This is a genomic window from Streptomyces sp. NPDC022552 (assembly GCF_055561875.1).
The window spans coordinates 28,979-53,647 of sequence record NZ_JBVHGJ010000014.1 but is presented as its reverse complement, the minus strand read 5'-3'; the positions used below and the strand labels follow the sequence as shown (position 1 = coordinate 53,647).

The window sequence follows — 24,669 nt, the reverse complement described above, 5'->3', positions numbered from 1 at the left end:
GAGCGTTCCCGGCCGACCCGGCCGCCACCGTCCCTGTCACGTGCCACGACGCGTGGCCTACGACTTCAGCGTGCCGAGGCCCAGCGGGCCCGCGATCTCCTCCGCCATCACACGCCCCGCCTCCTCGGCGAGGTCGTCCTCCGTCAGGTCCTCGTCCGTGTCGAGGCCGTCCAGCGCGGCGAGGGGCTGGTCGAGCCGGACGTGGGCGACGAGGGACTGCAGCGCCCGCAGGGTCGCCGAGGCGGTCGGGCCCCAGTTGGAGAAGTACGAGAACTGCCACCACCACAGGGCCTCGCTCGTACGCCCCGCCCGGTAGTGGGCCAGTCCGTGCCGCAGGTCGGTGACGATGTCGGCGAGGTTGTCGGAGATCCGGGCCGGCACGGGCGCCTTGCGCGGTTCGTACGGGTCGAAGACCTCGGAGAAGACGTCCACCGGGTCCAGCATCACCGCGAACCGCTCGCGCAGATCGTCCACGTCCGGCTCGGGACCCGTGTCGGTCTCGTACCGCTCGTCCGGGACGATGTCCTCGTGCGCGCCCAGCCGACCGCCGGCGAGCAGCAGCTGGGAGATCTCCAGGAGCAGGAAGGGCACCGCACTGTCGGGCTCGTCGCCCTTGGCCACTTCCGTGGTGGCCACGATGAAGGACTCGATCGAGTCGGCGATCTGGACCGCGAAGTCGTCCGGATCCTGCGTGATCGCGTGCAGTGTGGCGTCAGACATCGCGAGTGCCTCCTTCGGGCGCTGGCGCGCGAACCCTGTCGTCATACATCTAGCAGTCGCCGCCCCTCGAAGGCACGCCCCAGGGTGACCTCGTCGGCGTACTCCAGATCACCGCCGACCGGCAGGCCGCTCGCCAGACGCGTCACCTTGAGGCCCATGGGCTTGATCATCCGCGCCAGATACGTCGCGGTGGCCTCGCCCTCCAGGTTCGGGTCGGTCGCGAGGATCAGCTCGGTGACCGACCCGTCCGCGAGCCGCGCGAGCAGCTCACGGATACGCAGGTCGTCCGGGCCGACGCCCTCGATCGGGCTGATCGCGCCGCCGAGCACGTGGTACCGACCGCGGAACTCACGCGTCCGCTCGATCGCCACGACGTCCTTCGGCTCCTCGACCACGCAGATCACCGACAAGTCCCGGCGCGGGTCGCGGCAGATGTTGCACTGTTCCTGCTGCGCCACGTTGCCGCAGACCGCGCAGAACCTGACCTTCTCCTTGACCTCCAGGAGCGCGTGCGCGAGACGGCGTACGTCGGTCGGCTCGGCCTGGAGGATGTGGAAGGCGATCCGCTGGGCGCTCTTGGGACCGACGCCGGGCAGCCTGCCCAGTTCGTCGATGAGGTCCTGAACCACGCCTTCGTACAACGGAACGCCCTTCTCAGAAGTGCTTGTTTCTTACGGTAGTGGCTGCCGGGGCGCCTTAGAAGCCCAGGCCCGGCATTCCGCCCAGACCCTGCGCCAGCGGACCCAGCTTGGCCTGCTGGAGCTGCTGGGCGTTGTCGTTGGCGGCCTGCACCGCGGCCACGACCAGGTCGGCCAGCGTCTCGGTGTCCTCCGGGTCGACCGCCTTGGGGTCGATCACCAGGCCGCGCAGCTCGCCGGAGCCGGTCACGGTCGCCGTCACCAGACCGCCACCCGCCTGGCCCTCGACCTCGGTCGCGGCGAGCTCCTCCTGAGCGCGCGCGAGATCCTGCTGCATCTGCTGGGCCTGCTGGAGAAGCTGCTGCATGTTGGGCTGGCCACCACCGGGAATCACGGTCACTCCTGGCATTTCGACGGTATACGGATGACATCCGGACGACTGATGTGACGACTGACGTTCGGTACGGCCGAGCCTACGTGGTCCATGCCCGGCCTGCCGCCACAACTCTTTCGAGTGAGAAACTGCGGGCTCCTCTACCTGATCAAGACCCTCTTGCGGGCGGAAATCCCGGGATTCCGGGCCCACAGCCCACCATTCGGCGGTAGGAAGGGCAGGCACCACGTGCACCGCACGTCACAGAAGGACACGAGCGCTGAGCTGAACAGAGGAGTGCCCCGGTGAGCCAGCAGCCGGAGATGCAGCCGCCGCAGCCGCCGCCCGGGCAGCCGGGACAACCGGAAGAGCCCGGGCGGTCCGCCGCGCGCCGCGATCTGACCGGGACACCCTTCCCGCTCGGCGACTGGGGCGAGCCCGCGGAGCGTCTGGACGAGCTGTACCGCTGGGTCGAGTCCAACGCGCTGCGCACGGCGGAGTGGTACCTGTCCGACCGCGTGTGGAAGCGCCGCTGCGCACGGGCCCTGCGGGCCGGAACGGCGCTGGGCGTGGTCGCCGGCGCCGCGCTGCCGCTGCTCGATCTGACGGGCGCGGCGGACGGGGCGGCGGGCTGGGGGTACCTGTCCCTGCTGCTCGGCGCGGCGTGCATGGCGTGCGACCGGTACTTCGGGCTGACGTCGGGCTGGATAAGGGACGTGGCGACGGCACAGGCGGTGCAGCGCAGGCTGCAGGCCCTGCAGTTCGACTGGGCGTCGGAGAGCGTACGGGAGGTCCTCGGGCCCACCGAGGGGACCGCGAGCGAGGCCGCGGAGCGGTGCCTGGGCGTGCTGCGCCGGTTCTCGGAGGACGTGACGGAGCTCGTACGGGCGGAGACGGCGGACTGGATGGTCGAGTTCCGCTCCGGCCCGACGCCGCTGGCCCTGCAGTCGGTGGGCGCGACCGGGTCCCGGCCCGAGGGCGGGCACCCCTCGGGCCGCTTCCCCCTTCCGCCGGGTACCCGCCCCAACATGCCGAGGCAGCGGCCGCCCGAGCCGCGCTGACCGCACGAGGCCGAGCCACCGACCGTACGAGCCCGAGCCGCGCTGACCGGACGGGACGAAGGAAGGGCGCCCCCCGTCGTACCCGGGGGCGCCCTTCCGTCTGTCCGGTCGGCCGGCGGCGTGGCGTCAGCTCAGGATGATCATCGAGCCCTGGCCGAGGCTCCGGGTCGCCGCCGCGTGCAGCCCGAGCCACACATGGCGCTCGCGGGCGAACGGACTGTCGTCGTACGCGACCGGCCCGGCCGGCTCCTCCAGCGAGGTCGGCCGCTCCGGCGGCAGCGGCGGGGCGGGCGGGTTGGCCGGGTCGATCCCGATCGCGGGCGCGACGAACTCCAGCTCCCGCAGCAGCCCGTGCGAGGACCCCAGCGGGCCGCCGCCTTCCAGGAGTTCGTCGCTGGAGAGCGGAGCCGGGAAGTCCACGGGGACGTACGCGCCGGCGTGGTCGTAGTGCCAGACGAGGTGGGACTGCTGCGCCGTGGCCTCGAACATCTCCAGGAGCTGCTCGTAGTCCCCGCCGAGCTCGTCGACCGGCTCGACGGGCAGGCCGCACAGGTGCAGCAGGTAGGCGCGGCGCAGGAAGTGCAGGGCGTCGTAGTCGAACCCGGCGACGGGCGCGACATCGCCGGAAAGCCCCGGCATGTAGGCGAACACGGGGACGGTGGGCAGACCGGACGAGGTCAGGGCCTTGTCGTAGGCGGCGATCTCTTCGGCGAAGGGATTGTCGGGGCTGTGGCACAGCACGTCGACAAGAGGGACCAGCCACAGGTCACAGGCCAAGGGAGGCTCGCTCTCCGTCAGTTGCAGGGACGGCCAGGGTAGTCGGCGCGGTCCGCACCGCACACCTGGTGGTGACCTGCCCTTCGACACACCGCGCGACACCCACGCGGCGCCGTCGCCGTCGCGCGGACCCGTGCGTTCTCCCGCCCGGTCCCGCGCCCGTTCAGCGTGACTGCAGCTCCACGCGGTCCGCCCACTCCAACGACTGCTGGTTGTACGCCCGTACGACCTCGACCGCCGCGTCCGCGTCGCCGAGGGTCAGCGCGTCGACGAGATCCACGTGCCCGCTCCACAGCCAGCCGAGGAGGTCCCGGTCGGAGCGCAGGTACGGCACGGAGAACACCCATGCCTGGACCCGAAGGCGGTGCAGGAAGTCGGCGATGTAGTCGTTGGCGGAGACCAGCCGGGCCAGTTCGCGCCAGTAGCGGATGTCGTACCCGATGAGAATGTCGAGGTCACCGGCGCGGGCCGCCCGCACCGCCGCCTCGCCCCGGCGCCGTATGGAGACGAGCGCGACCCCGCGCGAGACGTCGGGTCCTGGCCGGTGGACGGCGGGGTCGTGGCGGCGGAAGATGCCGTCCACGACGAGCATGCGGGCCTCGACCATGCCGCGGTAGTCGTCGATCGTGAACTGGTGCACGCGGAAGCCGCGGTGCTGGTCCGAGTCGAGGAGCCCCTGCGCGGAGAGGTCGACGAGGGCTTCGCGCACCGGCGTGGCGGAGACGCCGTACTGCTCGGCGATCTGTTTGACGGTGAATTCCTCGCCCGGTTGCAAACGCCCGGCGAGCACTTCGTCACGGAGCGCGTCCGCGATCTGCCGCCGCAGGGTGTTGCGGGTGACAGCTCCGCTCGCGGGCATGATTCGGCCCCCTCCGTCCGGCTCTGGGACACCCTAGACCAGACGGAGGGTCCGACTCCGTGACGATTCTTACGATGTGTGCTCGTCGGCCACGCTCAGCGCCGCGTCGAGGGCGCTCAGGCCCTCCTTGGCCTCCGCCTCCGAGACGTTGCAGGCGGGGACGGCGTGGGTGCGGTTCATGTTGATGAAGGGCCACAGGCCGTGCTTCTTGGCCGCCGCGCCGAAGGCCGCCATGGGGGCGTTGGCCTCGCCCGTCGCGTTGTACGGGACGAGCGGCTCGCGCGTCTCCTTGTTCTTGACGAGGTCGAGCGCCCAGAACGTACCCGTGCCGCGGACCTCGCCGACGGAGGGGTGACGCTCGGCGAGCTCGCGCAGGCCGGGGCCGAGGACGGTCTCGCCGATGTGGGCGGAGTGCTCGACGACCTTCTCGTCCTCCATGACCTGGATGGTGGCGACGGCCGCGGCGCAGGCGAGCGGGTGACCGGAGTAGGTCAGTCCGCCCGGGTAGGGCCGCTTGTCGAAGGTCGCGGCGATCTCCTGGCTGATGGCGACTCCGCCGAGGGGCACGTAACCGGAGTTCACGCCCTTGGCGAAGGTCATCAGGTCGGGCACGACGCCGAAGTGCTCGGCGGCGAACCACTTTCCGGTGCGGCCGAAGCCCGCCATGACCTCGTCGAGGACGAAGACGATGCCGTACCTGTCGCAGATCTCGCGGACACCGGCGAGGTAGCCGGGCGGCGGGGTCATGATGCCGGCGGTGCCGGGGACGGTCTCCAGGATGATCGCGGCGATGGTGGCCGGGCCCTCGAAGGCGATGGTGTCCTCGAGGTGGGCGAGGGCGCGCTCGCACTCCTGCTGCTCGTTCTCGGCGTAGAACGGCGAGCGGTAGAGGAACGGCGCCCAGAAGCGCACGACGCCCGCGGAGCCGGTGTCGGAGGCCCAGCGGCGCGGATCGCCGGTCAGGTTGATCGCGGTGGAGGTGGCGCCGTGGTACGAGCGGAAGGCGGAGAGCACCTTGTGGCGGCCGGTGTGCAGACGGGCCATCCGTACGGCGTTCTCGACGGCCTCGGCGCCGCCGTTGGTGAAGAAGATCTTGTCCAGGTCGCCGGGCGTGCGCTCGGCGATGAGGCGTGCGGCCTCGGAGCGTACGTCGATGGCGAACGCGGGCGCGAAGGTGGTGAGCTTCGCGGCCTGCTCCTGGATGGCGGCGACCACGCGCGGGTGCTGGTAGCCGATGTTGGTGTAGACGAGGCCGCTGGTGAAGTCGAGATAGCGGTTGCCGTCGTAGTCCCAGAAGTACGAACCCTCGGCGCCGGCGACGGCGAGCGGGTCGATCAGGCCCTGGGCGGACCAGGAGTGGAACACGTGCGCGCGGTCTGCGGCCTTCACGGCCGCGCCGGCCTGGGGATCGGGTTCGACATGAGGGGTCATGCGTCCAGGGTAAGGACGCGCAGGTCGGAGCGGCCATGACCATCTTGTCCACCGAGACCGACACGGACCCGACACGTTGCCGTCCCCCGTCGCGGTGCGGGCGATCGCCCCGCGCCCGTCCTCCCTCGCCGCCCAGGGGCGCACGGTCAATCGATTGACAGCATCCTGTCGACATGACAGCCTTCTGTCATAAGAAGAACGGCACCGACACCGCCGCTGGAGGCCCGCAATGCCCCGCACCGTCCACCTCGCCGTCTACGACACCCTCGCCGACTGGGAAACCGGCCACGCCACCGCCTGGCTCGCCCGCTCCGGTTTCACGGTCACGACGGTCGGCCCCGTCGCCGACAAGCCCGTCACCACCATCGGCGGGACCCGGGTCCTCCCCGACCTCTCCCTCGAGGACCTCCGGCCCGAGGACAGCGCGCTCCTGATCCTCCCGGGCGCCGACCTCTGGGACACGAGCGACGACCTCGCCCCCTTCGCCGCCACCGCCCGCCGCTTCGTCGACGCCGGCGTCCCCGTCGCCGCCATCTGCGGCGCCACCGCCGGCCTGGCCCGCGAAGGCCTCCTCGACGACCGCGCGCACACCAGCGCCATCTCGTTCTACCTGGCCGCCACCGGCTACCGGGGCGGCGCGCACTACGTCGACGCCGACGCGGTCACGGACAAGGGCGCCGACGGCGCCGGCGACCTCATCACGGCCGGGCCGACCGAGCCGGTCGCCTTCGCCCGCGAGGTGCTCGGAACCATGGGCGCCTTCGACGGCACCAGGCTGGACGCCTGGTACCGCCTCTTCCACGACTCGGACGCGGCGGCGTACGAGCTGCTCAACGCGGACGACGAGGCGTCGTGAGCCGGGAGCAGCAGGACGCCCTCACCCGCACCGCGCTCGGCGTCTTCCGGCTCAACGGCCAGTTCCTCGCCGTCTCGGAGGAACTGGCCCGCCCGGTGGGCCTCACCGCCGCCTGGTGGCAGGTCCTCGGAGCCGTACTCCGCACCCCGCAACCCGTCGCGGGCATCGCCCGCACCATGGGCATCACCCGCCAGAGCGTCCAGCGGATCGCGGATCTTCTGGTGGAGCGCGGCCTCGCGGCGTACGAACCCAATCCGGCGCACCGCCGCGCCAAGCTCCTCACGCCGACCTCCGAGGGGCTGGCGGCCGTCGAGCGGCTCGACCCCGGTCACGCCGACCTCGCGGCCCGGCTCGCGGACGCCCTCGGCGGCCAGGCGGAGTTCGACGAGACCGCACGGGTCCTGGAGCGGCTCTCCCGGGCGCTGGAGAAGGTCAGCGGGAGTGACCCTGCTCCCCCGGTCGGTACATGGCCCCCTGTACGTACTCCATCGCCCGAGTGAACACCGGGTCCGTCATCCGGCGGGCCATCTCCTCCTCGTCGACGTCCTCGATGTGGGCCTGGATCCACCACAGGTTCCCGAACGGATCGCGGACCCGGCCGATCTTGTCGCCGAAGAAGAGGTGGGTCACCTCCGTGACCGAGGTGCCGCCCGCCTCGACGGCCTGACGGTGCGTGGCCTCCGCGTCCTCCACGTACAACCGGATGAACGCGGGCGTCGGGTCCCAGCCCGGCGGGCTGTCGAACGCCATCAGCCGGCCGTTGCCGATCCGGAGTTCGGCGTGGCCGATCGTGCCGTCCTCCATTTCCACGCGGCCCAGGTCCTCGGCGCCGAAGGCGCGCTCCAGGTAGTCGATGAGCCCGGCGGTGTCGTGACCGATGATCCAGGGCGTGACGGTGGTGTACCCCTCGGGGATGTTCGCGTTCATGGCGCGACCGTACGAGGCAATGAGGCCAGATCCTGTCCTGTGCGGGGCCGTTGCGCGCGTACGTGCCTGCGGAACACCTCGTACGTGCCGCGCGACACGACGACGGCGGGCCCACGGTTGCCGTGGGCCCGCCGTCCTGGCCGTGGGTACGCGCCGTCCGGGGACAACTAGCAGTACAGGTTCGCGCCCGTCGGTACGCCCAGGATCTGGGCGAACTGCTGGTACTTCGTCACCCGGCTCTGGACCTGCGCCGGGTTCTTGCCGTCGCACTCCAGCGAACCGTTGATCGAGCGGATCGTCTGGCCGAAGCCGGCACCGTTGACCATGGCGTTGTGGCCGGTCATCGTGCCGGGGCCGTTCTGGGTGTTCCAGTACCAGAGGCCGGTCTTCCAGGCGACGGCCGACTCGCGCTCGACGCGCCAGGGGTCGTTCAGGAGGTTGATGCCGAGGGCGTCACCCGCGGCCTTGTAGTTGAAGTTCCACGACAGCTGGATCGGGCCGCGGCCGTAGTACGCGGCCTGGCCGGCGGGGCAGCCGTAGGACTGGCTCCAGTCGCAGTAGTGGGGGTAGTTGGCGGTGTTCTGCTCCACGATGTGGACCAGGCCGCCGGTCTCGTGGTGGACGTTGGCGAGGAAGGCGGCGGCCTCCTGCCTCTTCACCGTGTCACCACCGGTGTTGGCGAAGGCGGGGTAGGCGCTGAGGGCCGCCGTGAGACCGCTGTACGTGTAGAACGAGTTCCGGCTCGGGAACATCTGGTTGAACTGAGCCTCGGAGACGACGAATCCGGAGGAGGGCGGCGGTGTCGTGCCGCCGCCGCAGGCGCCCTCGTCGCGCCAGACGTCCGATGTGCCCGGGGTTTCGTTCTGGGTCCACCACTTGGCGTACCAGTTGTGGCCGTTGTGCGAGGCGGTCATGCCGCCGGTGTAGACGCTGGAGGAGTTCCAGGCGCCCACGCAGGCGGGTGCCGCCCCGGCCGTTGCGGCCGGAAGGAAGACGGCCAGTCCGACGGCCGTACAGAGTGCGGACATGAAAATGAGCAGACGTCGCAGCATGCGCTCGCCCTTCCGTGGGGGAGACGCCAGCGAAGCGCTTTTGGTCTGGACCTGTCAAGGTCTAGACCAAGACTTGGGACGATGACTGGTCCGCTTCTCCGACCTCACCCCTCCGTCGCCGCTCCTCACACCGGGCGGGCGAGCACCCGAGCACCCTCAGTGCCGGAGCATCCGCTCCAACAGGCTGGTCAGCAGCTCCCGTTCGAGCGTCGTGAGGCCGCCCATCAGCTCGTCCTGCGCCCCGGCCAGCACCTCGTCCAGGCGCTCCAGATGCCGACGGCCCTGCCCGGTCAGAGTGATGACGTTGCGTCGGCGGTCGTCCGGGTCGGGGGTCCGCTCGACATGGCCGCGTTCGGCGAGTTCGTTGATGACGGCGACGAGGTCGCTGCGGTAGATGCCGGTGCGGCGGCTCAGGCCGGCCTGGCTGGTCGAGCCGCCGTCGTCGAGCGCGGCGAGAACCGCGTAGTGCCACTTGCGGGCGTCCTGCTCCGCGAAGCTCGCGGTGACCAGGCGGTCCGCCCGAGCGGCGGCCATGTTCAGGAGGCGGCTGGGCAGGCCGCGGAGGCGGGCCGGGGTCTGCCGCTCGTCCATCTCGGCACCCTCCGCACCCTGAGCGCCTTCTGCGCCTCCTGCGCCTCCCGCGCCTGCCGTGCCTGCCGTGCCTGCCGTGCCTGCCGTGCCTGCCGTGCCTGCGAGGGCGTCGTTCGCGGCGCCCGCGTCGTCCGTCATCATGGCCGCAGATTACCCCTTGCGTTAGTGCACCGAACGATATAGCTTCGTTAGTGCCGCAAACGTTAGCGCGACGAACGTTGGAAGGGTGAATGAATCATGCCTACGATCAAGGTCCTCGACTCGACGATGCACTACGAGGAGTCGGGCGCCGGCGTTGCCGCCGGCGCCGCCCCGCTCGTCTTCCTGCACGGCAACCCGACCTCCTCCCACCTCTGGCGACACGTCCTCTCGGCCGTCGGGGGCGAACGGCGGCTTCTCGCGCCGGACCTGATCGGGATGGGGCGTTCCGGCAAGCCGGACATCGCCTACAGCTACGCGGACCAGGCGCGGTATCTGGACGCCTGGTTCGAGGCGCTGGGGCTCGACGAGGTCGTGCTGATCGGGACGGACTGGGGCGGCTCGCTCGCCTTCGACCGGGCGGCCCGGCATCCGGAGAGTGTGCGGGGCGTGGCCTTCCTGGAGACGATCCTGCGGCCGATGAGCTGGGAGGAGTATCCCGAGGGCGCGCGGGACCGGTTCCGGGCATTCAAGACCCCGGGTGTGGGTGAGGAGTTGGTCCTGGAGCGGAACGTCTTCGTCGAGGAGGCGTTCGCCCACACGGTGCTGACCGGCCTGAGCGAGGCGGACCACGACGTCTACCGCGCGCCGTACCCGACGCCCGAGTCCCGGCGGCCCCTGCTCCAGTGGCCGCGCTCGATGCCGCTGGGCGGGGAACCGGCCGAGGTCGTCGCCCGGATCGAGCAGTACGACGCATGGCTGGCGGACAGCCCGGAGGTGCCGAAGCTGCTGATGACCTTCGACGGATCTCCGACGCTGATGGTCGGCCCGGCCATGGCGGCCTGGTGCGAGGCGCACATATCCGCGCTGGAGACCGTCCACTGTGGGCCCGCGGGCCACCAGGCACCGGAGGACCGCCCCACGGAGATAGCCGCGGCGGTCACCGCCTGGGCGGACCGCCACGGCCTGGGCATCCCGGCTCCCCGGGCGACGGCGACGCTGCTCCCGGGGGCCTGACGAGCACGCCGACGACGCTGCGGGCGGGGCGCTAGATCATCAGGATGATGCGGCCGGGCCGGTGGCCCGCCTCCGCTCTGCGGTGGGCCTCCGCGACCTCCTCCAGGGGCATGACGTCGGCCACACGGGTGATCAGCTCGCGGGCCGCCACCTTCTCCAGGGTCTCCTTGAGCCGGGCGGCGTCGGGCCTGCCGCGGACGGTCTCGACGCGGATGTTCCGCTCGGCGGTCGGCGTCCGGTCGGCGGCGAGGGCGATGAAGGTGCCCCCGTCCTTCACCGCGGCGAGCGCCGGGGCCGAATGGAACGCTCCGTCGAAGACGGCGTCCACCCGCTCCGGGACGACGGCCAAGACCCTGGCTACGACGTCCTCAGGGGTGCCCCGCGGGATGCTGTGCTCCGCGCCGAGCAGTTTCAGCTCGCTCTCGTCACCCTCGTGGGCGACGGCCACGACCCGTACTCCGGCCGCCGCTGCGTACTGGACGGCGAGGCGGCCCACCACCCCGCTCGCACCGGTCACGAGCAGCGTCGAGCCCTCAGGCAGGGCGAGCCGGTCGAGGCCCTGCTGGGCGGTGGCGGAGGCCAGCGGGACGGAGGCGGCCACGGTGTAGTCCACGTCGTCCGGGATCGGGGCCAGCCACTCCGGGGCGGCCCGCAGGACCTCGGCGTACGTCCCCTCGCCCGTCAGCTCTTCGAACCAGGGCACGAAGCCGGCCACGCGGGTCCCGGCGGGCATGCCGGGCGCCGGGTCCATCAGCGTGCCCGCGAAGTCCGTACCGAGCACGAAGGGAGGCTTGAGATCGCCGACGTGACCCGGGTACCGGCCGGCGCGGATCCGCAGGTCCGCCTGGTTCACACCGGCCGCCCTCAGGCGCACACGGACGCGGCCCGGGACGTCCCCGGCCTCGGGCTCGGGCCGGCGGGCCATCCTCAGGACCTCAGGGCCGCCGTAGGCGGTCACTTCGACGACACGCATGGGGTTCCTCTCCGACGGGGCCCCCTCGTGGCCATTACACCCACGGTCCACACCCCCGGCAACAGATACGCCGCCAACCCGTACGCACCTGAACGAAGGGAGAACACCTGGCGGCGGGAGACCACGTCGCCCACGGAACCGCACACCCGTCCGTACCGTCTCGCTCGTGGACTGGGTTACCGCAGAGAACGTCATCGCCGTGGTCACCGCGCTCCTCGGTGTCCTCGTCTCCGCCGGTGTCGTCGCCTACGAGCGCTTCATGCAGCGGGGCAGGCGTCTGGGATACCGCGTGCAGCTGAACACGCCCCTGCACATGGCGGACGAGACCGTCGGCGACCTGACCCTGCGGGACGGCGACCTCGGCGACGCCAACGGTTCCACCCTGGTCCTGCTCCGGATCGAGAACGACGGCCTTCGCGAGATCAACCACGGGGACTACGCGCAGTCCAGCGAACCCGAGGGCCTGAAGATCACCTTCGGGAACAGGACGGTCCAGGCCGTCGTCGCCACGATCCCCCGGGCGTTCGAGCCGGTACGGAACGACATGGCGACCGGGCGCGGGCTGCGCAAGGACGGCGACTCCGTCCTGATGCCCAAGGTGTCGCTGGAGCGCGGACAGTACTTCAAACTGCTCGTGCTGCTCTCCGGCAGCGTCACCGAGCGCGCGATCCGGATCACCGGCACCCGTGACGTGGTGGACATCCACCGCAACGAGAGCATGAGTGTCGACGACAAGGCGCCGACGTTCAGCCCCGCCGCGCGGAACATCACGCTCGTCCTCGCCGCCTGCGTGGTCACCCTCGCCGGCATCATCGTCCGCAGCGACAGGCCGCCGCCCATCGGCTGTGCCCAGGGCACCCTCACGGTCACCGGCTCCACCGCGTTCGCCCCGGCGGTGCGCGAGCTGGCGCGGAAGTACGAGAAGGACTGCGAGGGGTCCACCGTCGTGGTCGACGCCCACGGCTCGACGGCGGGGATAAGGGAACTGGCGGCGGCGGGCGCCGCCGCGGGCAAGGGCTCCCCGGCCGTCGTCGCGCTCTCCGACGGCCGGAAGCCCGGCGGCTACCCGCAGCTGCGCGAAAGCATGGTTGCCGTCTCCCTGTTCACCCTCGTCCTCAACGACGGGATTCCGGTCACCGACCTCACCCTCGACCAGGTCCGCCGCCTCTACCAGGGGCGGATCACCAACTGGAGCGAGATACCGGGCGGCCCGAACGTCCCGGTGCGTCTGGTCAGCCGGGACGCCAACTCCGGTACGCGGGAGGTCTTCCAGCGCCGGGTCCTCGGCCGCAACGAGCCCGCGAACTCCTCACGGGACTGCCATAACCAGGACGACCCGGAGGCCCGGGTGGTGCGCTGCGAGCTCGACAGCACGGACCAGGTGCTGTCGACGGTCGCCAAGCTGCCGGGGGCCATCGGCTACGGCGAACTCCGCGCCGCGAGTGGGCTGAAGGGCCTGCACCGGGTCGCCATCGACGGTCGGACGGCGAACGTGGACGAGATGGGCGAGTCGACCTACCCCTACCGGGAGATCGAGTACGCCTACACCTGGGGCGAGCCCCCGGCCGACTCGCTGACCTCCAGTTTTCTCACGTATCTGAGACGGGGCAGCGGCCAGGACGTCATCCGTACGCACGGGCATCTGCCGTGCGCGACCCCCAAGGGTCTGCGGATCTGCGGCGAAGGATGACGTCACAGGTCCGAGGGCGTCTGGCATTCTCTTCCGACGTGGAGCCATTGAACGCGGAAGACCCGGTCAGCATCGGCCCGTTCCGTCTGCTCGGACGGCTGGGCGCCGGCGGGATGGGCCGGGTGTTCCTGGCCCGTTCGGCGGGCGGCCGGACGGTCGCGGTGAAGGTCGTGCACGCGGAGCTGGCCGCGCAGGACGAGTTCCGGCGCCGGTTCGCCCGCGAGGTCGCCGCGCTGGAGCAGGTCGGCGGCACGGGCACGGCCCCGGTCCTCGGTTCGGACACGGCGGCCGAGTCCCCCTGGGTGGCGGTCGGTTACGTCCCGGGGCCGTCGCTGCGGGCCGTGGTGGGCGAGGAGTTCGGACCGCTGCCGGCCGAGACGGTGCGCACGCTCGCCTCGGGGCTCGCGGGGGCGCTCACCCATGTGCACGCGGCCGGGCTCGTCCACCGTGACCTGAAGCCGTCCAACGTGCTGCTCACCGTCGACGGCCCGCGGATCATCGACTTCGGCATCGCCCGCGCCGTGGAGACCGTCACCGACGGCGGGCTGACCAGCACCGGCGCCGTGGTCGGCTCGCCCGGCTTCATGTCGCCCGAGCAGGTGCGCGGCGAGAAGCTGACCGCGGCCTCGGACGTCTTCTGCCTGGGTTCGGTCCTCGTCTACGCGGCGACGGGCCACTCTCCGTTCGGTACGGCGGACAGCGGCGTCCACGCCACGATGTTCCGCATCGCCCACGACGAGCCCGACCTGACGGACCTCCCGGCCGAACTGGCCGGTCTGGTCCGGGCCTGCCTCGCCAAGGACCCGGCCGACCGGCCCTCGGCCGCCGAGCTGGTGGAGACCATCGCGGTCGCCGACCCGTGGCTGCCCGCGGAGGTGCTGGCCCGCCTCGGTCGGCACGCCGCGCGGGTCCTGGAGACGGAGGCGATCACCTTCGCCGACGGCGCGACCGGCGGCACGGCGGGCGCGACGGCGGGCAGCACGGCAGGCGGCGGACCCGGCGACCCCACGCCGCCCCCGCCGGTCCCGAAGGCGCCCAAGAGGCGTCGGGGCGGCGTGATCGCCGCCGCCACGGCCCTCGTCGTCGCCGCGGCAGCCACGCTCACGTACGTTTTCTGGCCGGACCTGGGCAGCGGCAACGGCGGCGACGACGGGCAGAAGAACCGTGCCGGCGCGCAGACCGGCGACGTGTCCGCCCGCCCGTCGGGGATCGTGCCGGCCGCGTTCCTGGGCGCCTGGGAGGGTGTCCAGCGCGGTTCGGCCGACCACCCCCGGGAGACCTCCCGGATCGAGATCGGTCAGGGCGCGGTGGGCTCCAAGGCCGCCGTGTACGTCCAGGTGAGCGAGGAGCGGCTGTGCATGGGCCGTTCGCGGCTCGTCTCCGCCGACGAGGACAAGGTCGTCCTCGGCGAGTCCGACGTCACCACGAGCGTCCCCGCCCAGCGCTGCACGCCCGCCGCGCACCAGACGCTCACCCTGCGCTCCCCCGACGTCCTGGAGTGGTCCTCCGGAGCCGCGAAGGCCACCTTCCGCAAGGCCGGGACCGGCACGAGCGTCGTTCCGGAGCGGCTCGTCGGCCGGTGGAAGATGAAGAACGACCCGCTGATCTTCGGCCGGAACAGCGATCGCTACAGCGACGAGGTGACCATCACCCAGGGCCCCGTCGGCGCCGCCGTCTTCCGGCGTGTGCACGTCTACCCGCGCACCGACGACGAGGGCAACCCGACGCCCGAGTCGCTCGTCTGCACCTTCACGGCGATCCTCGCCGGCTCCGGAACGCCCCTGATCATCGGCCCGGGGACCGGGGTCCCGGACGCCTCGGACCGCGACTGCGAGCGGGACGGCATCGCCGGCTATCTCACGGTCGACCGTTTCAAGGGAAAGGACCGCCTGCTGGTCTTCCCGATGATGGACGCGGAGCCGGGCGAGTACTACCGCGGTTAGCCGCCGAGGAGTGGGAGGGCGGCGCGGGAAGGGGGAGTCGGCGAGAGGGAGTCAAGGCGATTCAGGGGGCGGGGTGCGGTGCGTCGCCGCCGCGCGGGCGTAGTCCTGGACGAGCGTACGGGTGTCGTCCGCGCGCCATGCCAGGGCCAAGCGGGTCGGGGACACCCCGTCGACGGGACGGACGACGACGCCGCCCCGGGTGAGCAGAGGCGCGTTGCCGGCGGCCACCAGGCAGATGCCGAGGCCGTCGACCAGCGCCTCGTACGTCTCGTCCGCGCCGGCGATCTCCCCGCCGATCAGCGGCGCCCGGCCGCCCCTGGCGTCCAGGGCCAGCCAGTGGTCGCGCAGGGCGGGCGTGGTCGAGGGCAGGGCGAGGAAGGGCTCGTCCAGAAGTTCCGCGAAGTCCACCCGGGCACGGCCGGCCAGCGGGTGCGCCTCGGGGAGCGCGACGAGACGGGGCTCGGTGGCCACGACGAGCCAGCGGTAGCGCTCGGCGTCCTCCAGGGGCAGCCAGACGAAGGCGACGTCGCTCGTCCCGTCGGCGAGGCCCGCCGACGGGTCCTCCCAGCCGACCTGGCGCAGCTTCAGCCGGACCTCCGGGTGAGCCTCGGTGAAGCGGGAGCGGATCGCGGGCAGCAGCCCGCCGCGCCCGGGGCTGGTGGACATGCCGACGACGAGCGTGGCGCCCCCGGCCTCCTTCGCGCGGCGCAGCGCCCTCTGTGCCTCGTCCCACGCGGCGAGGACGGCACGGGCGTGCGGCAGCAGGGCCGTACCGACCGGGGTGAGGCGGACGCCGTGCCGGTCGCGTTCGAAGAGCGGGGCGCCGAGCTGCCGTTCCAGGGCCCTGATCTGCTTGCTGAGCGCCGGCTGGGAGACGTACAGGCTCTCGGCGGCCCGGGTGAAGTGCAGTTCCTCGGCGACGGCGACGAAGTAGCGGAGATCCCGACCGTGAACGTCCATAACCATGGGTTATCACGACGGGTCTTGGACGATCAACGCCTCCGCGGCGCACGCTCGTCGTGTACCGGGGAGCGCCACCGAGAAGCGCCGCCGGGAGAACGTCTCACCGAACGAGGGAGCACCGCCATGAGCAAGGTCTGGCTGATCACCGGCGCCAACAGCGGCTTCGGACGCGCCTTCGCCGACGCGGCGATCGGCGCGGGGGACGTCGTGGTCGCCGCCGCCCGCCGCGTCGAGACCCTGGACGACCTGGTCGCCGCCCACCCGGACCAGGTCGACGCGGTCGCCCTGGACGTCACCGACACGGCCGCGATCGAGACCGTCGTCCAGGACGTCGCCGAGCGCCATGGCCGCATCGACGTCCTCGTGAACAACGCGGGCCGCACCCACGTCGGCTCCGTCGAGGAGACCGACGACGCCGAACTGCGCTCGCTCTTCGACGTGCACCTCTTCGGCCCCGCCGCGCTGACGCGGGCGGTCCTGCCGCACATGCGCGCCCGGCGCTCGGGGGCCGTCGTGCAGCTCAGCAGCGTGGGCGGGCAGATGTCGATGGCCGGATTCGGCGCGTACAGCGCCACGAAGTTCGCGCTGGAGGGCCTGTCGGAGGCGCTCGCCGCCGAGGTGCGCCCGCTGGGCATCGACGTGCTGATCGTGGAGCCGGGCGCCTTCCGTACGAGCCTCTTCGGCAACCGCAGCATGAGCGCGGACGGGATCGCCGACTACGCGGAGACGGTCGGGGAGACGCGCAGCTATGTGGAGACCGGCGGCGGCACACAGCCGGGCGACCCGGCGAAGGCCGCGGCGGCTGTCCTCAAGGCCCTCGACGCCGACCGGACACCGCTGCGGCTCGCCCTGGGCAGCGACTCGATCGACACCATCCTCGGCCACCTCGACCAGGTGCGGTCGGACCTGACGGCCTGGGAGAAGACGGGCCGGGACACCACGTTGGACGTGTGACCCCGGCACGCCCCCCGAAGCGCGGGGCGCCGGCAGACAGGTGTGCCCCGGTACCGGAGTGATTCCGGCACCGGGGCACACCCGACGACGCAGAGGCGCCTACAGGAACGAGTTGATCTCGATCGTCTCGGTCCGGCCCGGGCCCACGCCGATCGCCGAGATCGGCGCGCCCGACATCTCCTCCAGCGCCTTCACGTACGCCTGCGCGTTCTTCGGCAGGTCCGCGAAGGTCTGGGCCTTGGTGATGTCCTCGGACCAGCCCGGGAGCATCTCGTAGATCGGCTTCGCGTGGTGGAAGTCGGTCTGCGAGTACGGCAGTTCCTCGACGCGCTTGCCGTCGATCTCGTACGCGACGCAGACCGGGATCTGCTCCCAGCCGGTCAGCACGTCGAGCTTGGTGAGAAAAAAGTCCGTCAGGCCGTTCACGCGGGTCGCGTACCGCGCGATGACCGCGTCGAACCAGCCGCAGCGACGGTCACGGCCGGTGGTGACACCGCGCTCGCCACCGATGCGGCGCAGCGCCTCGCCGTCCTCGTCGAAGAGCTCCGTCGGGAACGGCCCGGCGCCCACACGGGTCGTGTACGCCTTGAGGATGCCGATGACCCGGCTGATCTTCGTCGGGCCCACGCCGGCGCCGGTGCAGGCGCCGCCCGCGGTCGGGTTCGAGGAGGTGACGAAGGGGTACGTGCCGTGGTCGACGTCCAGGAGCGTGCCCTGGCCGCCCTCGAAGAGCACGACCTTGTCCTCGTCGAGCGCGTTGTTCAGGATCAGCGTGGTGTCCGCGACGAACGGCTTGATCTGCTCCGCGTACTGGAGCATCTCCTCGACGATCTGCGCGGCGTCGATGGCGCGGCGGTTGTAGAGCTTGGCGAGGAGCTGGTTCTTGCCCTCGAGCGCCGCCTCGACCTTCTGGGTGAGGATCGACTCGTCGTACAGGTCCTGGACCCGGATACCGACGCGGTTGATCTTGTCGGCGTAGGTCGGGCCGATGCCGCGCCCCGTCGTGCCGATCTTGCGCTTCCCGAGGAACCGTTCCGTCACCTTGTCGAGGGTGACGTTGTACGGAGTGATCAGATGCGCGTTGCCGCTGATCAGGAGCTTCGACGTGTCGACGCCTCGCTCGTTCAGTCCGCTCAGCTCGGAGAGCAGGACCGCGGGGTCGACGACGACTCCGTTTCCGATCACCGGGGTGCACCCCGGGGAGAGGATTCCGGAAGGGAGAAGATGCAGCGCGTACTTCTGGTCGCCGACGACGACGGTGTGGCCGGCGTTGTTGCCGCCCTGGTAACGCACTACATAGTCAACGGATCCACCGAGGAGATCGGTGGCCTTTCCCTTGCCCTCGTCACCCCACTGAGCACCGAGCAGCACAAGTGCGGGCACAGGCGTACACCCCTTCCGGGTGGGGCATGTCCAAGGTCAGGGGCCGAGGCCGCCTCACCGGTGTGCCCCGGAATAGACGAAGCCCCTGGCGCAATAGCGCAAGGGGCTCTTGCACAAAGATGCTACCCGAGGAAGGACCGAGGTGTCGGCTCACGACCAGCTGCTGGTGGTCATCGACCCGGTCGCCCGCCGAAGTGACGGCGAGTCCGTACGGATCGCGAAAGATGTGTTGTGTGCGGGAGCGGAGACGAAAGTCTGTCTCCCGGACAGCCCGGAGGAATTCTCCCGGGCCCTTGCCCGGCGGGGCTCGCGGCGCCCCGTGGTGGTCGGTGACGACCGCGCGCTGCTACGGACGGTGACGCTGCTGCACCGTGAGCGTGACCTCGCGGGCGGAGCGCTGTCGCTCGTTCCGATCGGCGCGCCCGACACCCTGGAAGTGGCGTACGCGCTCGGCGTGCCGCACAGCACGGTGGCGGCAGCCCGGGCGGTGCTCGACGGGGTGGTGCACCGGCTCGACCTGCTCGTCGACGACAGCGACGGGGTCGTCCTGGGCGATCTGAGCATCCCGGCCGGACGGGCGGCGCCGTCGGTGCCGGCCCCCGCCGCGCCGACCGTCTGGGACACCTGCCGGTCGCTGGTGCGCACCCTGGTCCACCCGGCCCCGGCGCAGACCGCGATCCGCGTCCACCGGCTGCGGGTGGAGGCGGACGGCGTCCTGCTCAGCGATGTGAACGCGCCGGTGGAGGGCGTGAGCGTGCGGTCGTCCCTGTCGGGGCTGGCCGCCGTCACGATCCATCCCCCGTCCGCGGCCCCCATCCACACCGACGCCCGCACCCTGACGGTCTCGGGGCCGGACTTCCGCTACCGCGCCGACACGGTGGTGTCGGGCCCGGTGCGGAGGCGGACATGGACGGTTCGGGAAGGGGCGTGGGGGCTGACGCTGCCGAGGACGTAGGGGCCCGGCGGTGCCGGTCCGGCGCTCCCCGCTTGCCATGCCTATCGTTTTTCAATAGATTCCCATCGTGACTCGATCGAAGGAGCGATAATGGGAAGACTGACGGTGCTCGCCCTGCGCGCCGTGCTCGCGATGGTGCTCGCCGGCACCGTGTTCGTACAGGCATTGATGGTGTGGGCGCTGGTCAGCGGGAACGACCCGGAGGACGGATCACTCCCGCTGACCCCGCTGCGCCTGATCACGGTCCTGGGCCTGGTGTCGGCCCAGGTCGTCATGGTCTGCGTATGGCGGCTGGTGACGATGGCGCGACGCGGAACCGTGTTCTCCCACACCGCCTTCCGATACGTGGACGTCGTGATCGGGGCGATCGTGGCGGCCGCCCTCGTATGGTTCGCGGTCACGGCCCTCAACGCACCGGGCCAGCGGGACGACCCCGGCGTCACGGTCATCATGGGCGGAGTCGGCCTGGCGATCCTGGGGGTCGCACTGATCGTGCTCGTCCTGCGCACGCTGCTCGCCCAGGCCGTCGCGCGCGACGTCGAGGCGACGCGGATGCGGGCCGAGCTGGACGAGGTGATCTGATGCCGATCACGGTCGACATCGACGTGATGATGGCCAGGCGGAAGATGTCCGTCGGCGAGCTGGCGGAACGCGTCGGGATCACCCCGGCCAACCTGGCCGTGCTCAAGAACGGCCGCGCCAAGGCGGTGCGCTTCACGACGCTCGCGGCACTCTGCGAGGTGCTCGACTGCCAGCCCGGAGACCTGCTGCGCTGGGAGCCCGAGACCGGACCGGGGCCGGAGCCCGAGTCCGAGACCGAGACCGAGACCGAGACCGAGACCGAGACCGAGACCAGGCCGGAGACCAGGGCCGATGCCGACCCCGACACGGCGGCCGAGGTCCCCGCGAGCGGCTGACCTACGCCTCGGCCGTCCGAACCTCGGCCTCCTCCGCCTCGGCCTTCGCCGCCTCGGCCTTCGCCGCCTCGGCCTTCGCCGCCTTGTGCTCCCGCCAGCGGTCCAGCATGCTCAGCATCTCGTCCTGGAGGAACTCGAAGAACTCCGCCGTCTCCGCCGTCCGCCGCCCCGCCGCCGTGGTCGGCCCGAGGGTCTCGGAGCCGTCCCGGAGCACCTTCTCCCAGCGGACCAGGATCTGGTCGCGGCGGGTGATCGTCTCGTACCAGACCTCGTTGTGCAGGACATAGCGGTCGCGACGCGAGCCCGGGTCGCGTTCGCGGCTGACCATGCCGACCTGGTTGAGGTAGCGGACGGCTCCGGAGACGGCGGCCGGGCTGATCCGCAGCTGGTCGGCGAGTTCGGCGGAGGTCATGGACGCCGAGTCCGAGGCCAGCAGCGCCGCGAAGACGCGCGCCGCCATCCGCTGCATCCCCGCCTCGGTCAGTTCGGCGGCGAAGCGCTCCACGAACCGGGAGACGGCCTCCTCGTTGCCCTCATTCATCTCGCTCATCCCCCAACTTTATACGCTTCCTTAACTTCACAAATTTGTGAAACTAGCGTACGTTCTGAAGCATGACGAAGGCAATCACCGTGGCCGGGCTGCACAAGTCGTTCGGCCGCACGCACGCGCTGGACGGCCTCGACCTCGCCGTCGAGACCGGCGAGGTCCACGGCTTCCTCGGCCCCAACGGCGCCGGGAAGTCGACGGCCATCCGGGTCCTCCTCGGGCTGCTGCGCGCCGATTCCGGCGCCGCCCAGCTCCTCGGCCGTGACCCCTGGCACGACGCCGTCGAGCTGCACCGCCGTATCGCGTACGTCCCCGGTGACGTGACGCTCTGGCGCAACCTCTCCGGCGGCGAGGTCATCGACCTCTACGGGCGGCTCCGCGGCGGCCTGGACAAGGGCCGGCGGGCCGAGCTGATCGAGCGGTTCGAGCTCGACCCGACGAAGAAGGGGCGGACGTACTCCAAGGGCAACCGGCAGAAGGTCGCCCTCGTCGCCGCCTTCGCCTCCGACGTCGACCTGCTCATCCTGGACGAGCCCACCAGCGGCCTCGACCCGCTGATGGAGGAGGTCTTCCAGCGCTGCGTGGCCGAGGAGCGCGAGCGCGGGCGGACGATCCTGCTGTCCTCGCACATCCTCAGCGAGGTCGAGACCCTCTGCGACCGGGTCAGCATCATCCGCAAGGGGCAGACGGTGGAGAGCGGTTCGCTGGCCGAGCTGCGCCACCTCACCCGTACGAGCGTCACCGCCGAACTCGCCGGCGCGCCCAACGGGCTGGCCCACCTCCCCGGCGTCCACGACCTCGCCGTCCAGGGCCACCGTGTCCGGTTCCAGGTCGACACCGACAAGCTCGACGCCGTGCTGCGCTCCCTGACCGAGTCGGGGGTGCGTTCGCTGACGAGCACCCCGCCCACCCTGGAGGAGCTCTTCCTCCGGCACTACGCCGACGACGCCCGTACGGACGAGGTGACCGCGCGATGAGTACGCTCGCCGTGCATCTGACCGGGACCGGGTCGCTCGCGCGGCTCGCCCTGCGCCGCGACCGGCTGATGATGCCGATCTGGGTCGTCGTCACCGGCGGCCTCGTCGCCGGCGGGGTCGGCTCCCTGGAGGGTCTGTACGGGACCCAGGCGCAACGCACCGAGCTGGCCGCGTCGATGACCGCCAACAGCTCGATGCGCTCGCTGTACGGGCCGGTGTTCGGCGACTCGCTGGGCGGGCTGGTGGCCTGGCGGTTCGGCACGTTCGCCGCCGTGCTCGCGGCCGTGATGAGCCTGATCGTCGTCGTACGGCACACGCGGGAAGAGGAGGAGACGGGCCGTCAGGAGCTGCTCTCCTCGGCCGTGGTGGGCCGACGGGCCCCGCTGACCGCCGCGCTCGTCGCCGCGCTCGTCGCCAACGCGGGCGTCGCGCTCCTGATCACCGCCGGGCTCGCGGGGCAGGGGGCCGGCGGGGCGCTCGCGCTCGGCCTCGCGGTCGGCGGTACGGGGATGCTCTTCGCCACGACGGCGGCGATCGTCGCGCAGCTGACGGAGAGCGCGCGGCTCGCGAAGGGCCTGACGTCGGCGGTGCTCGGCCTGGCCTTCGTGCTGCGGGCGGCGGGCGACGCGGGGGACGCCTCCGGCTCTTCGGCGCTGACATGGCTCTCGCCGATCGGCTGGGCCGAGAACGTCCGCGCCTTCGCGGCTGAACGGTGGTGGGTACTGCTCCTGATCGCGGCGGCCGTGCTCGTCCAGGCGGCGCTGGCGTACGGGCTGGCCGGCCGGCGGGACGTGGGCATGAGCTTCCTGCCGACCCGGCCGGGACCGGCGGAGGGGCGGCTCGGCACGGCCGCGGCGCTGGCCTGGCGGCTGCAGCGCGGGACCGTGCTCGGCTGGTCGCTCGGCTTCCTGCTGGGCGGGCTCGTCTTCGGCGGGATGGTCGAGGGGGCGGCGGACATCGTCGGCGACAACGAGCAGGCGCGGGAGATCTTCGAGCGGATGGGGGGTCGGAGCGGTCTGACCGACGCGTTCCTCGCGACGATGGTCGGCATGTTCGGGATGATCGCGGCGCTGTACGCGGTCGGTTCGGTGCTGCGGCTGCACGGCGAGGAGACCTCACAGCGGGCGGAACCGCTCCTCGCCAACGCGGTCGGGCGGGTGCGCTGGGCCGCGGGTCACCTGGTGATCGCCTTCGGGGGTTCGGCGCTGATCATGCTCCTGAGCGGGCTCGGTCTGTACGTCTCGTACGGCCGCGATCCCGGCCCGATCCTGGGCGCGTCGCTGGCCCAGCTGCCCGCGATCTGGACCCTGGCGGGACTGGCGGTGCTGCTCTGGGGCGCGTTCCCGAGCGCGGCGGCGGCCGGGTGGGGCGTGGCGGGGCTGTGTCTGGCGCTGGGGTGGATCGGCCCGGCGCTGGACCTTCCTCGGTCGGTCCTGGACCTGTCGCCCTTCGGTCATCTGGCGAAGCTGCCGGGCGGGGAGATGGCGTGGGGGCCGGTGTGGACCCTGACGGCCGTCGCGGTGGCGCTGGTGGCGACGGGGCTGTGGCGCCTGCGGGCCCGTGACCTCACGACGTCCTGAGACCGGGGCCTGTGGGCCGTCGTCCCGCCCTGCGGGGCCCGACGGCCCACGTCCGGTCGCGCACGTCGCCATGGAGCGCTGTGCGTCGCTACACCTGAACGAGCAGCTCGTGTACACCCCTGATCACATAGCCCGGCTTCCATCGCGGCTCCGCCGCCAGGCGCAGCCCGGGAGCCCTGCGGAGCAGTTCGCCGAAGATCGCGGTCAGTTCCAGGCGGGCCAGCGGCGCGCCCAGGCAGTAGTGGATGCCCGCGCCGAAGGTGATGTGGGGGTTCTCCCCGCGCGTGAGGTCCAGATCGTCCGGGCGGTCGAAGCGGGCGTCGTCGCGGTTGGCCGAGCCGAAGAGGAGGGCGACCTCCGAGCCGCGCGGGATCAGGACACCGCCGACCTCGATGTCGTCGAGGACCCACCGCTCGAACATCTGCAGCGGTGTGTCGTAACGCAGCAGTTCCTCCACAGCTGTGGACAGCATCCCGTCCGGATCGGACCGCAGCGCCGCCAGCTGCTCCGGGTGCCGCAGCAGCGTCCACCAGCCGTTCACGGTCGTGTTCACCGTCGCCTCGTGCCCCGCGTTGAGCAGCAGCACGCAGGTCGAGATCATCTCCTGCTCGGTCAGCTCCTCCACGGCGATCAGCGAGGAGATCAGGTCCTCCCCCGGGTCCTTCCGCCGGCGCTCGATCAACTCCCGCAGATACGCCGAGAAGTCGAGCGAGGCCTGGACCGCCCGCCGCGCCGTCTCCTCCGACGGGTTCAGCTCGAACATCCCGCAGATGTCGGCCGACCAGGGCCGCAGCAGCCCCCGCTCCTCGTCCTCCTCCGGGATGCCCAGCATCTCCGCGATCACGGCGACCGGCAGCGGCTCCGCCACGTCCGCGAGCAGGTCACCGCCGCCCCGCGCGACGAGGCCCCCCACCAGCTCCGCGGCGAGCCGCTCCACCGTCGGCGCCAGGTTCTCCACCGTCCGCGGGGTGAACGCCTTCGACACCAGGCGCCGGATCCGCGTGTGATCGGCCGCCTCCAGGTCGAGCAGACCGTGGTCGTTGAGCGTGTGGAACGGCTCGTGCGCGGCGGGCGGGGCCGTACGCCCGAACTCCTCGTGCGTGAAGCGGTGCGTGTACGTGCGGCCCAGGCGCCGGTCCCGCAGCAGCGCCGACACGTCCGCGTGGTGCGGGATCAGCCATTGGCGGGTCGGCCCGTACCAGTGCGCCCGGCCCGTGGCCCGCAGCTCGGCGTAGGCGGGGTACGGGTCCGCGACGAAGTCGGGCGACCACGGCTCGAAAGGAACGTCCATGACCGGACGCTACCGGGCCACCGGCGACCGGCCTAGGGGGTGCCCGCCGGACACTC

At 71.6% G+C, this 24,669-nt stretch carries 25 protein-coding genes and 1 pseudogene; 12 read left to right on the top strand and 14 right to left on the bottom strand.

The genetic code is table 11. The features are described from left to right. Positions 1 to 57 precede the first annotated feature (57 nt). Genes ACZ3OF_RS29060 through ACZ3OF_RS29050 form a run of 3 tightly spaced genes read right to left on the bottom strand, consistent with a single transcriptional unit; the run spans position 58 to position 1,752 of the window. The gene (locus ACZ3OF_RS29060) at positions 58 to 720 is read right to left on the bottom strand and encodes a DUF5063 domain-containing protein (RefSeq protein ID WP_361677167.1); all 663 of its coding nucleotides are present in this window, start codon (positions 718 to 720) and stop codon (positions 58 to 60) included. Between the two features lie 41 nt (positions 721 to 761). Then, positions 762 to 1,361, bottom strand: coding sequence for a recombination mediator RecR (recR, locus tag ACZ3OF_RS29055; RefSeq protein ID WP_361677170.1), 600 nt, complete (start codon positions 1,359 to 1,361; stop codon positions 762 to 764). Between the two features lie 55 nt (positions 1,362 to 1,416). Next, positions 1,417 to 1,752 (bottom strand): YbaB/EbfC family nucleoid-associated protein, encoded by a 336-nt coding sequence (locus tag ACZ3OF_RS29050; protein WP_361605000.1) that lies wholly within the window; start codon positions 1,750 to 1,752, stop codon positions 1,417 to 1,419. 302 nt (positions 1,753 to 2,054) lie between these two features. Here ACZ3OF_RS29050 and ACZ3OF_RS29045 point away from each other — a divergent pair, with 302 nt between their 5' ends. Further along, positions 2,055 to 2,792 (top strand): SLATT domain-containing protein, encoded by a 738-nt coding sequence (locus ACZ3OF_RS29045; RefSeq protein ID WP_467307837.1) that lies wholly within the window; start codon positions 2,055 to 2,057, stop codon positions 2,790 to 2,792. A 126-nt stretch (positions 2,793 to 2,918) separates the two neighbouring features. Here the strand turns inward: ACZ3OF_RS29045 and ACZ3OF_RS29040 are convergent, their stop codons facing one another. From ACZ3OF_RS29040 to ACZ3OF_RS29030, 3 genes are all read right to left on the bottom strand, one after another. Beyond that, complete coding sequence (locus ACZ3OF_RS29040) at positions 2,919 to 3,569, bottom strand: hypothetical protein (RefSeq protein WP_361677176.1); 651 nt, start codon at positions 3,567 to 3,569, stop codon at positions 2,919 to 2,921. Between the two features lie 163 nt (positions 3,570 to 3,732). Next, on the bottom strand, positions 3,733 to 4,428 hold the full coding sequence (locus ACZ3OF_RS29035; protein ID WP_361677179.1) for a GntR family transcriptional regulator: 696 nt from the start codon (positions 4,426 to 4,428) through the stop codon (positions 3,733 to 3,735). A gap of 69 nt (positions 4,429 to 4,497) precedes the next feature. After that, positions 4,498 to 5,859, bottom strand: coding sequence for an aspartate aminotransferase family protein (locus ACZ3OF_RS29030; RefSeq protein WP_361677181.1), 1,362 nt, complete (start codon positions 5,857 to 5,859; stop codon positions 4,498 to 4,500). 229 nt (positions 5,860 to 6,088) lie between these two features. On the opposite strand from ACZ3OF_RS29030, the gene ACZ3OF_RS29025 reads away from it, so the two are divergent. Beyond that, complete coding sequence (locus tag ACZ3OF_RS29025) at positions 6,089 to 6,715, top strand: DJ-1/PfpI family protein (protein ID WP_467307710.1); 627 nt, start codon at positions 6,089 to 6,091, stop codon at positions 6,713 to 6,715. Further along, on the top strand, positions 6,712 to 7,215 hold the full coding sequence (locus tag ACZ3OF_RS29020) for a MarR family winged helix-turn-helix transcriptional regulator (RefSeq protein WP_467307708.1): 504 nt from the start codon (positions 6,712 to 6,714) through the stop codon (positions 7,213 to 7,215). Before ACZ3OF_RS29025 ends, ACZ3OF_RS29020 begins: the two co-directional genes overlap by 4 nt. On the opposite strand, the gene ACZ3OF_RS29015 is transcribed toward ACZ3OF_RS29020, so the two are convergent. The 3 genes from ACZ3OF_RS29015 to ACZ3OF_RS29005 all read right to left on the bottom strand — a co-directional run bounded on the left by ACZ3OF_RS29015 (position 7,148) and on the right by ACZ3OF_RS29005 (position 9,426). Continuing rightward, complete coding sequence (locus ACZ3OF_RS29015; protein ID WP_361677190.1) at positions 7,148 to 7,642, bottom strand: VOC family protein; 495 nt, start codon at positions 7,640 to 7,642, stop codon at positions 7,148 to 7,150. The genes ACZ3OF_RS29020 and ACZ3OF_RS29015 overlap by 68 nt on opposite strands. A gap of 167 nt (positions 7,643 to 7,809) precedes the next feature. Beyond that, on the bottom strand, positions 7,810 to 8,694 hold the full coding sequence (locus tag ACZ3OF_RS29010) for a glycoside hydrolase family 19 protein (protein ID WP_361677193.1): 885 nt from the start codon (positions 8,692 to 8,694) through the stop codon (positions 7,810 to 7,812). A 156-nt stretch (positions 8,695 to 8,850) separates the two neighbouring features. Further along, positions 8,851 to 9,426, bottom strand: coding sequence for a MarR family winged helix-turn-helix transcriptional regulator (locus tag ACZ3OF_RS29005; protein ID WP_467307704.1), 576 nt, complete (start codon positions 9,424 to 9,426; stop codon positions 8,851 to 8,853). Between the two features lie 96 nt (positions 9,427 to 9,522). Between ACZ3OF_RS29005 and ACZ3OF_RS29000 the strand changes: the two genes are divergently transcribed. Then, on the top strand, positions 9,523 to 10,440 hold the full coding sequence (locus tag ACZ3OF_RS29000; RefSeq protein ID WP_467307702.1) for a haloalkane dehalogenase: 918 nt from the start codon (positions 9,523 to 9,525) through the stop codon (positions 10,438 to 10,440). Positions 10,441 to 10,471: 31 nt separating this feature from the next. On the opposite strand, the gene ACZ3OF_RS28995 is transcribed toward ACZ3OF_RS29000, so the two are convergent. Beyond that, the gene (locus tag ACZ3OF_RS28995) at positions 10,472 to 11,413 is read right to left on the bottom strand and encodes an NADP-dependent oxidoreductase (RefSeq protein WP_361681392.1); all 942 of its coding nucleotides are present in this window, start codon (positions 11,411 to 11,413) and stop codon (positions 10,472 to 10,474) included. A 166-nt stretch (positions 11,414 to 11,579) separates the two neighbouring features. On the opposite strand from ACZ3OF_RS28995, the gene ACZ3OF_RS28990 reads away from it, so the two are divergent. Continuing rightward, a complete protein-coding gene (locus tag ACZ3OF_RS28990) occupies positions 11,580 to 13,103 on the top strand; it encodes a substrate-binding domain-containing protein (RefSeq protein WP_361681389.1) in 1,524 nt (507 codons plus the stop codon). Between the two features lie 38 nt (positions 13,104 to 13,141). Continuing rightward, on the top strand, positions 13,142 to 15,046 hold the full coding sequence (locus ACZ3OF_RS28985) for a serine/threonine-protein kinase (protein WP_361681386.1): 1,905 nt from the start codon (positions 13,142 to 13,144) through the stop codon (positions 15,044 to 15,046). A 51-nt stretch (positions 15,047 to 15,097) separates the two neighbouring features. Here ACZ3OF_RS28985 and ACZ3OF_RS28980 read toward each other — a convergent pair whose 3' ends face one another. Further along, entirely contained in the window at positions 15,098 to 16,012 is a 915-nt protein-coding gene (locus ACZ3OF_RS28980) for a LysR family transcriptional regulator (RefSeq protein WP_361681383.1), read from the bottom strand. 120 nt (positions 16,013 to 16,132) lie between these two features. Between ACZ3OF_RS28980 and ACZ3OF_RS28975 the strand changes: the two genes are divergently transcribed. Further along, positions 16,133 to 16,963, top strand: a complete 831-nt coding sequence (locus tag ACZ3OF_RS28975; RefSeq protein ID WP_361681380.1) for an oxidoreductase — start codon at positions 16,133 to 16,135, stop codon at positions 16,961 to 16,963. A gap of 99 nt (positions 16,964 to 17,062) precedes the next feature. On the opposite strand, the gene ACZ3OF_RS28970 is transcribed toward ACZ3OF_RS28975, so the two are convergent. Then, complete coding sequence (locus ACZ3OF_RS28970; RefSeq protein WP_361681377.1) at positions 17,063 to 18,346, bottom strand: adenylosuccinate synthase; 1,284 nt, start codon at positions 18,344 to 18,346, stop codon at positions 17,063 to 17,065. Between the two features lie 142 nt (positions 18,347 to 18,488). On the opposite strand from ACZ3OF_RS28970, the gene ACZ3OF_RS28965 reads away from it, so the two are divergent. The 3 genes and pseudogenes from ACZ3OF_RS28965 to ACZ3OF_RS28955 all read left to right on the top strand — a co-directional run. Beyond that, positions 18,489 to 19,301 (top strand): diacylglycerol kinase family protein, encoded by an 813-nt coding sequence (locus tag ACZ3OF_RS28965; RefSeq protein WP_361681374.1) that lies wholly within the window; start codon positions 18,489 to 18,491, stop codon positions 19,299 to 19,301. A 90-nt stretch (positions 19,302 to 19,391) separates the two neighbouring features. Continuing rightward, on the top strand, positions 19,392 to 19,883 hold the full coding sequence (locus ACZ3OF_RS28960; protein ID WP_361681371.1) for a DUF2975 domain-containing protein: 492 nt from the start codon (positions 19,392 to 19,394) through the stop codon (positions 19,881 to 19,883). Continuing rightward, positions 19,883 to 20,098 (top strand): annotated as a pseudogene (locus tag ACZ3OF_RS28955) (helix-turn-helix domain-containing protein); the annotation flags it as partial. The gene ACZ3OF_RS28960 and the pseudogene ACZ3OF_RS28955, both read left to right, overlap by 1 nt. 121 nt (positions 20,099 to 20,219) lie before the next feature. Here the strand turns inward: ACZ3OF_RS28955 and ACZ3OF_RS28950 are convergent. Then, positions 20,220 to 20,768, bottom strand: a complete 549-nt coding sequence (locus ACZ3OF_RS28950; protein ID WP_467307696.1) for a GbsR/MarR family transcriptional regulator — start codon at positions 20,766 to 20,768, stop codon at positions 20,220 to 20,222. A gap of 62 nt (positions 20,769 to 20,830) precedes the next feature. On the opposite strand from ACZ3OF_RS28950, the gene ACZ3OF_RS28945 reads away from it, so the two are divergent. Together ACZ3OF_RS28945 and ACZ3OF_RS28940 are read left to right on the top strand one after the other, a co-directional pair. Beyond that, positions 20,831 to 21,742: an ABC transporter ATP-binding protein gene (locus ACZ3OF_RS28945; protein WP_467307694.1), complete on the top strand. Its 912-nt coding sequence runs from the start codon at positions 20,831 to 20,833 to the stop codon at positions 21,740 to 21,742. Further along, entirely contained in the window at positions 21,739 to 23,322 is a 1,584-nt protein-coding gene (locus ACZ3OF_RS28940; RefSeq protein ID WP_467307692.1) for an ABC transporter permease, read from the top strand. The genes ACZ3OF_RS28945 and ACZ3OF_RS28940 overlap by 4 nt, the downstream gene beginning before the upstream one ends. A gap of 88 nt (positions 23,323 to 23,410) precedes the next feature. Here the strand turns inward: ACZ3OF_RS28940 and ACZ3OF_RS28935 are convergent, their stop codons facing one another. Next, positions 23,411 to 24,613, bottom strand: coding sequence for a cytochrome P450 (locus ACZ3OF_RS28935; RefSeq protein WP_361681356.1), 1,203 nt, complete (start codon positions 24,611 to 24,613; stop codon positions 23,411 to 23,413). Positions 24,614 to 24,669 lie beyond the last annotated feature (56 nt).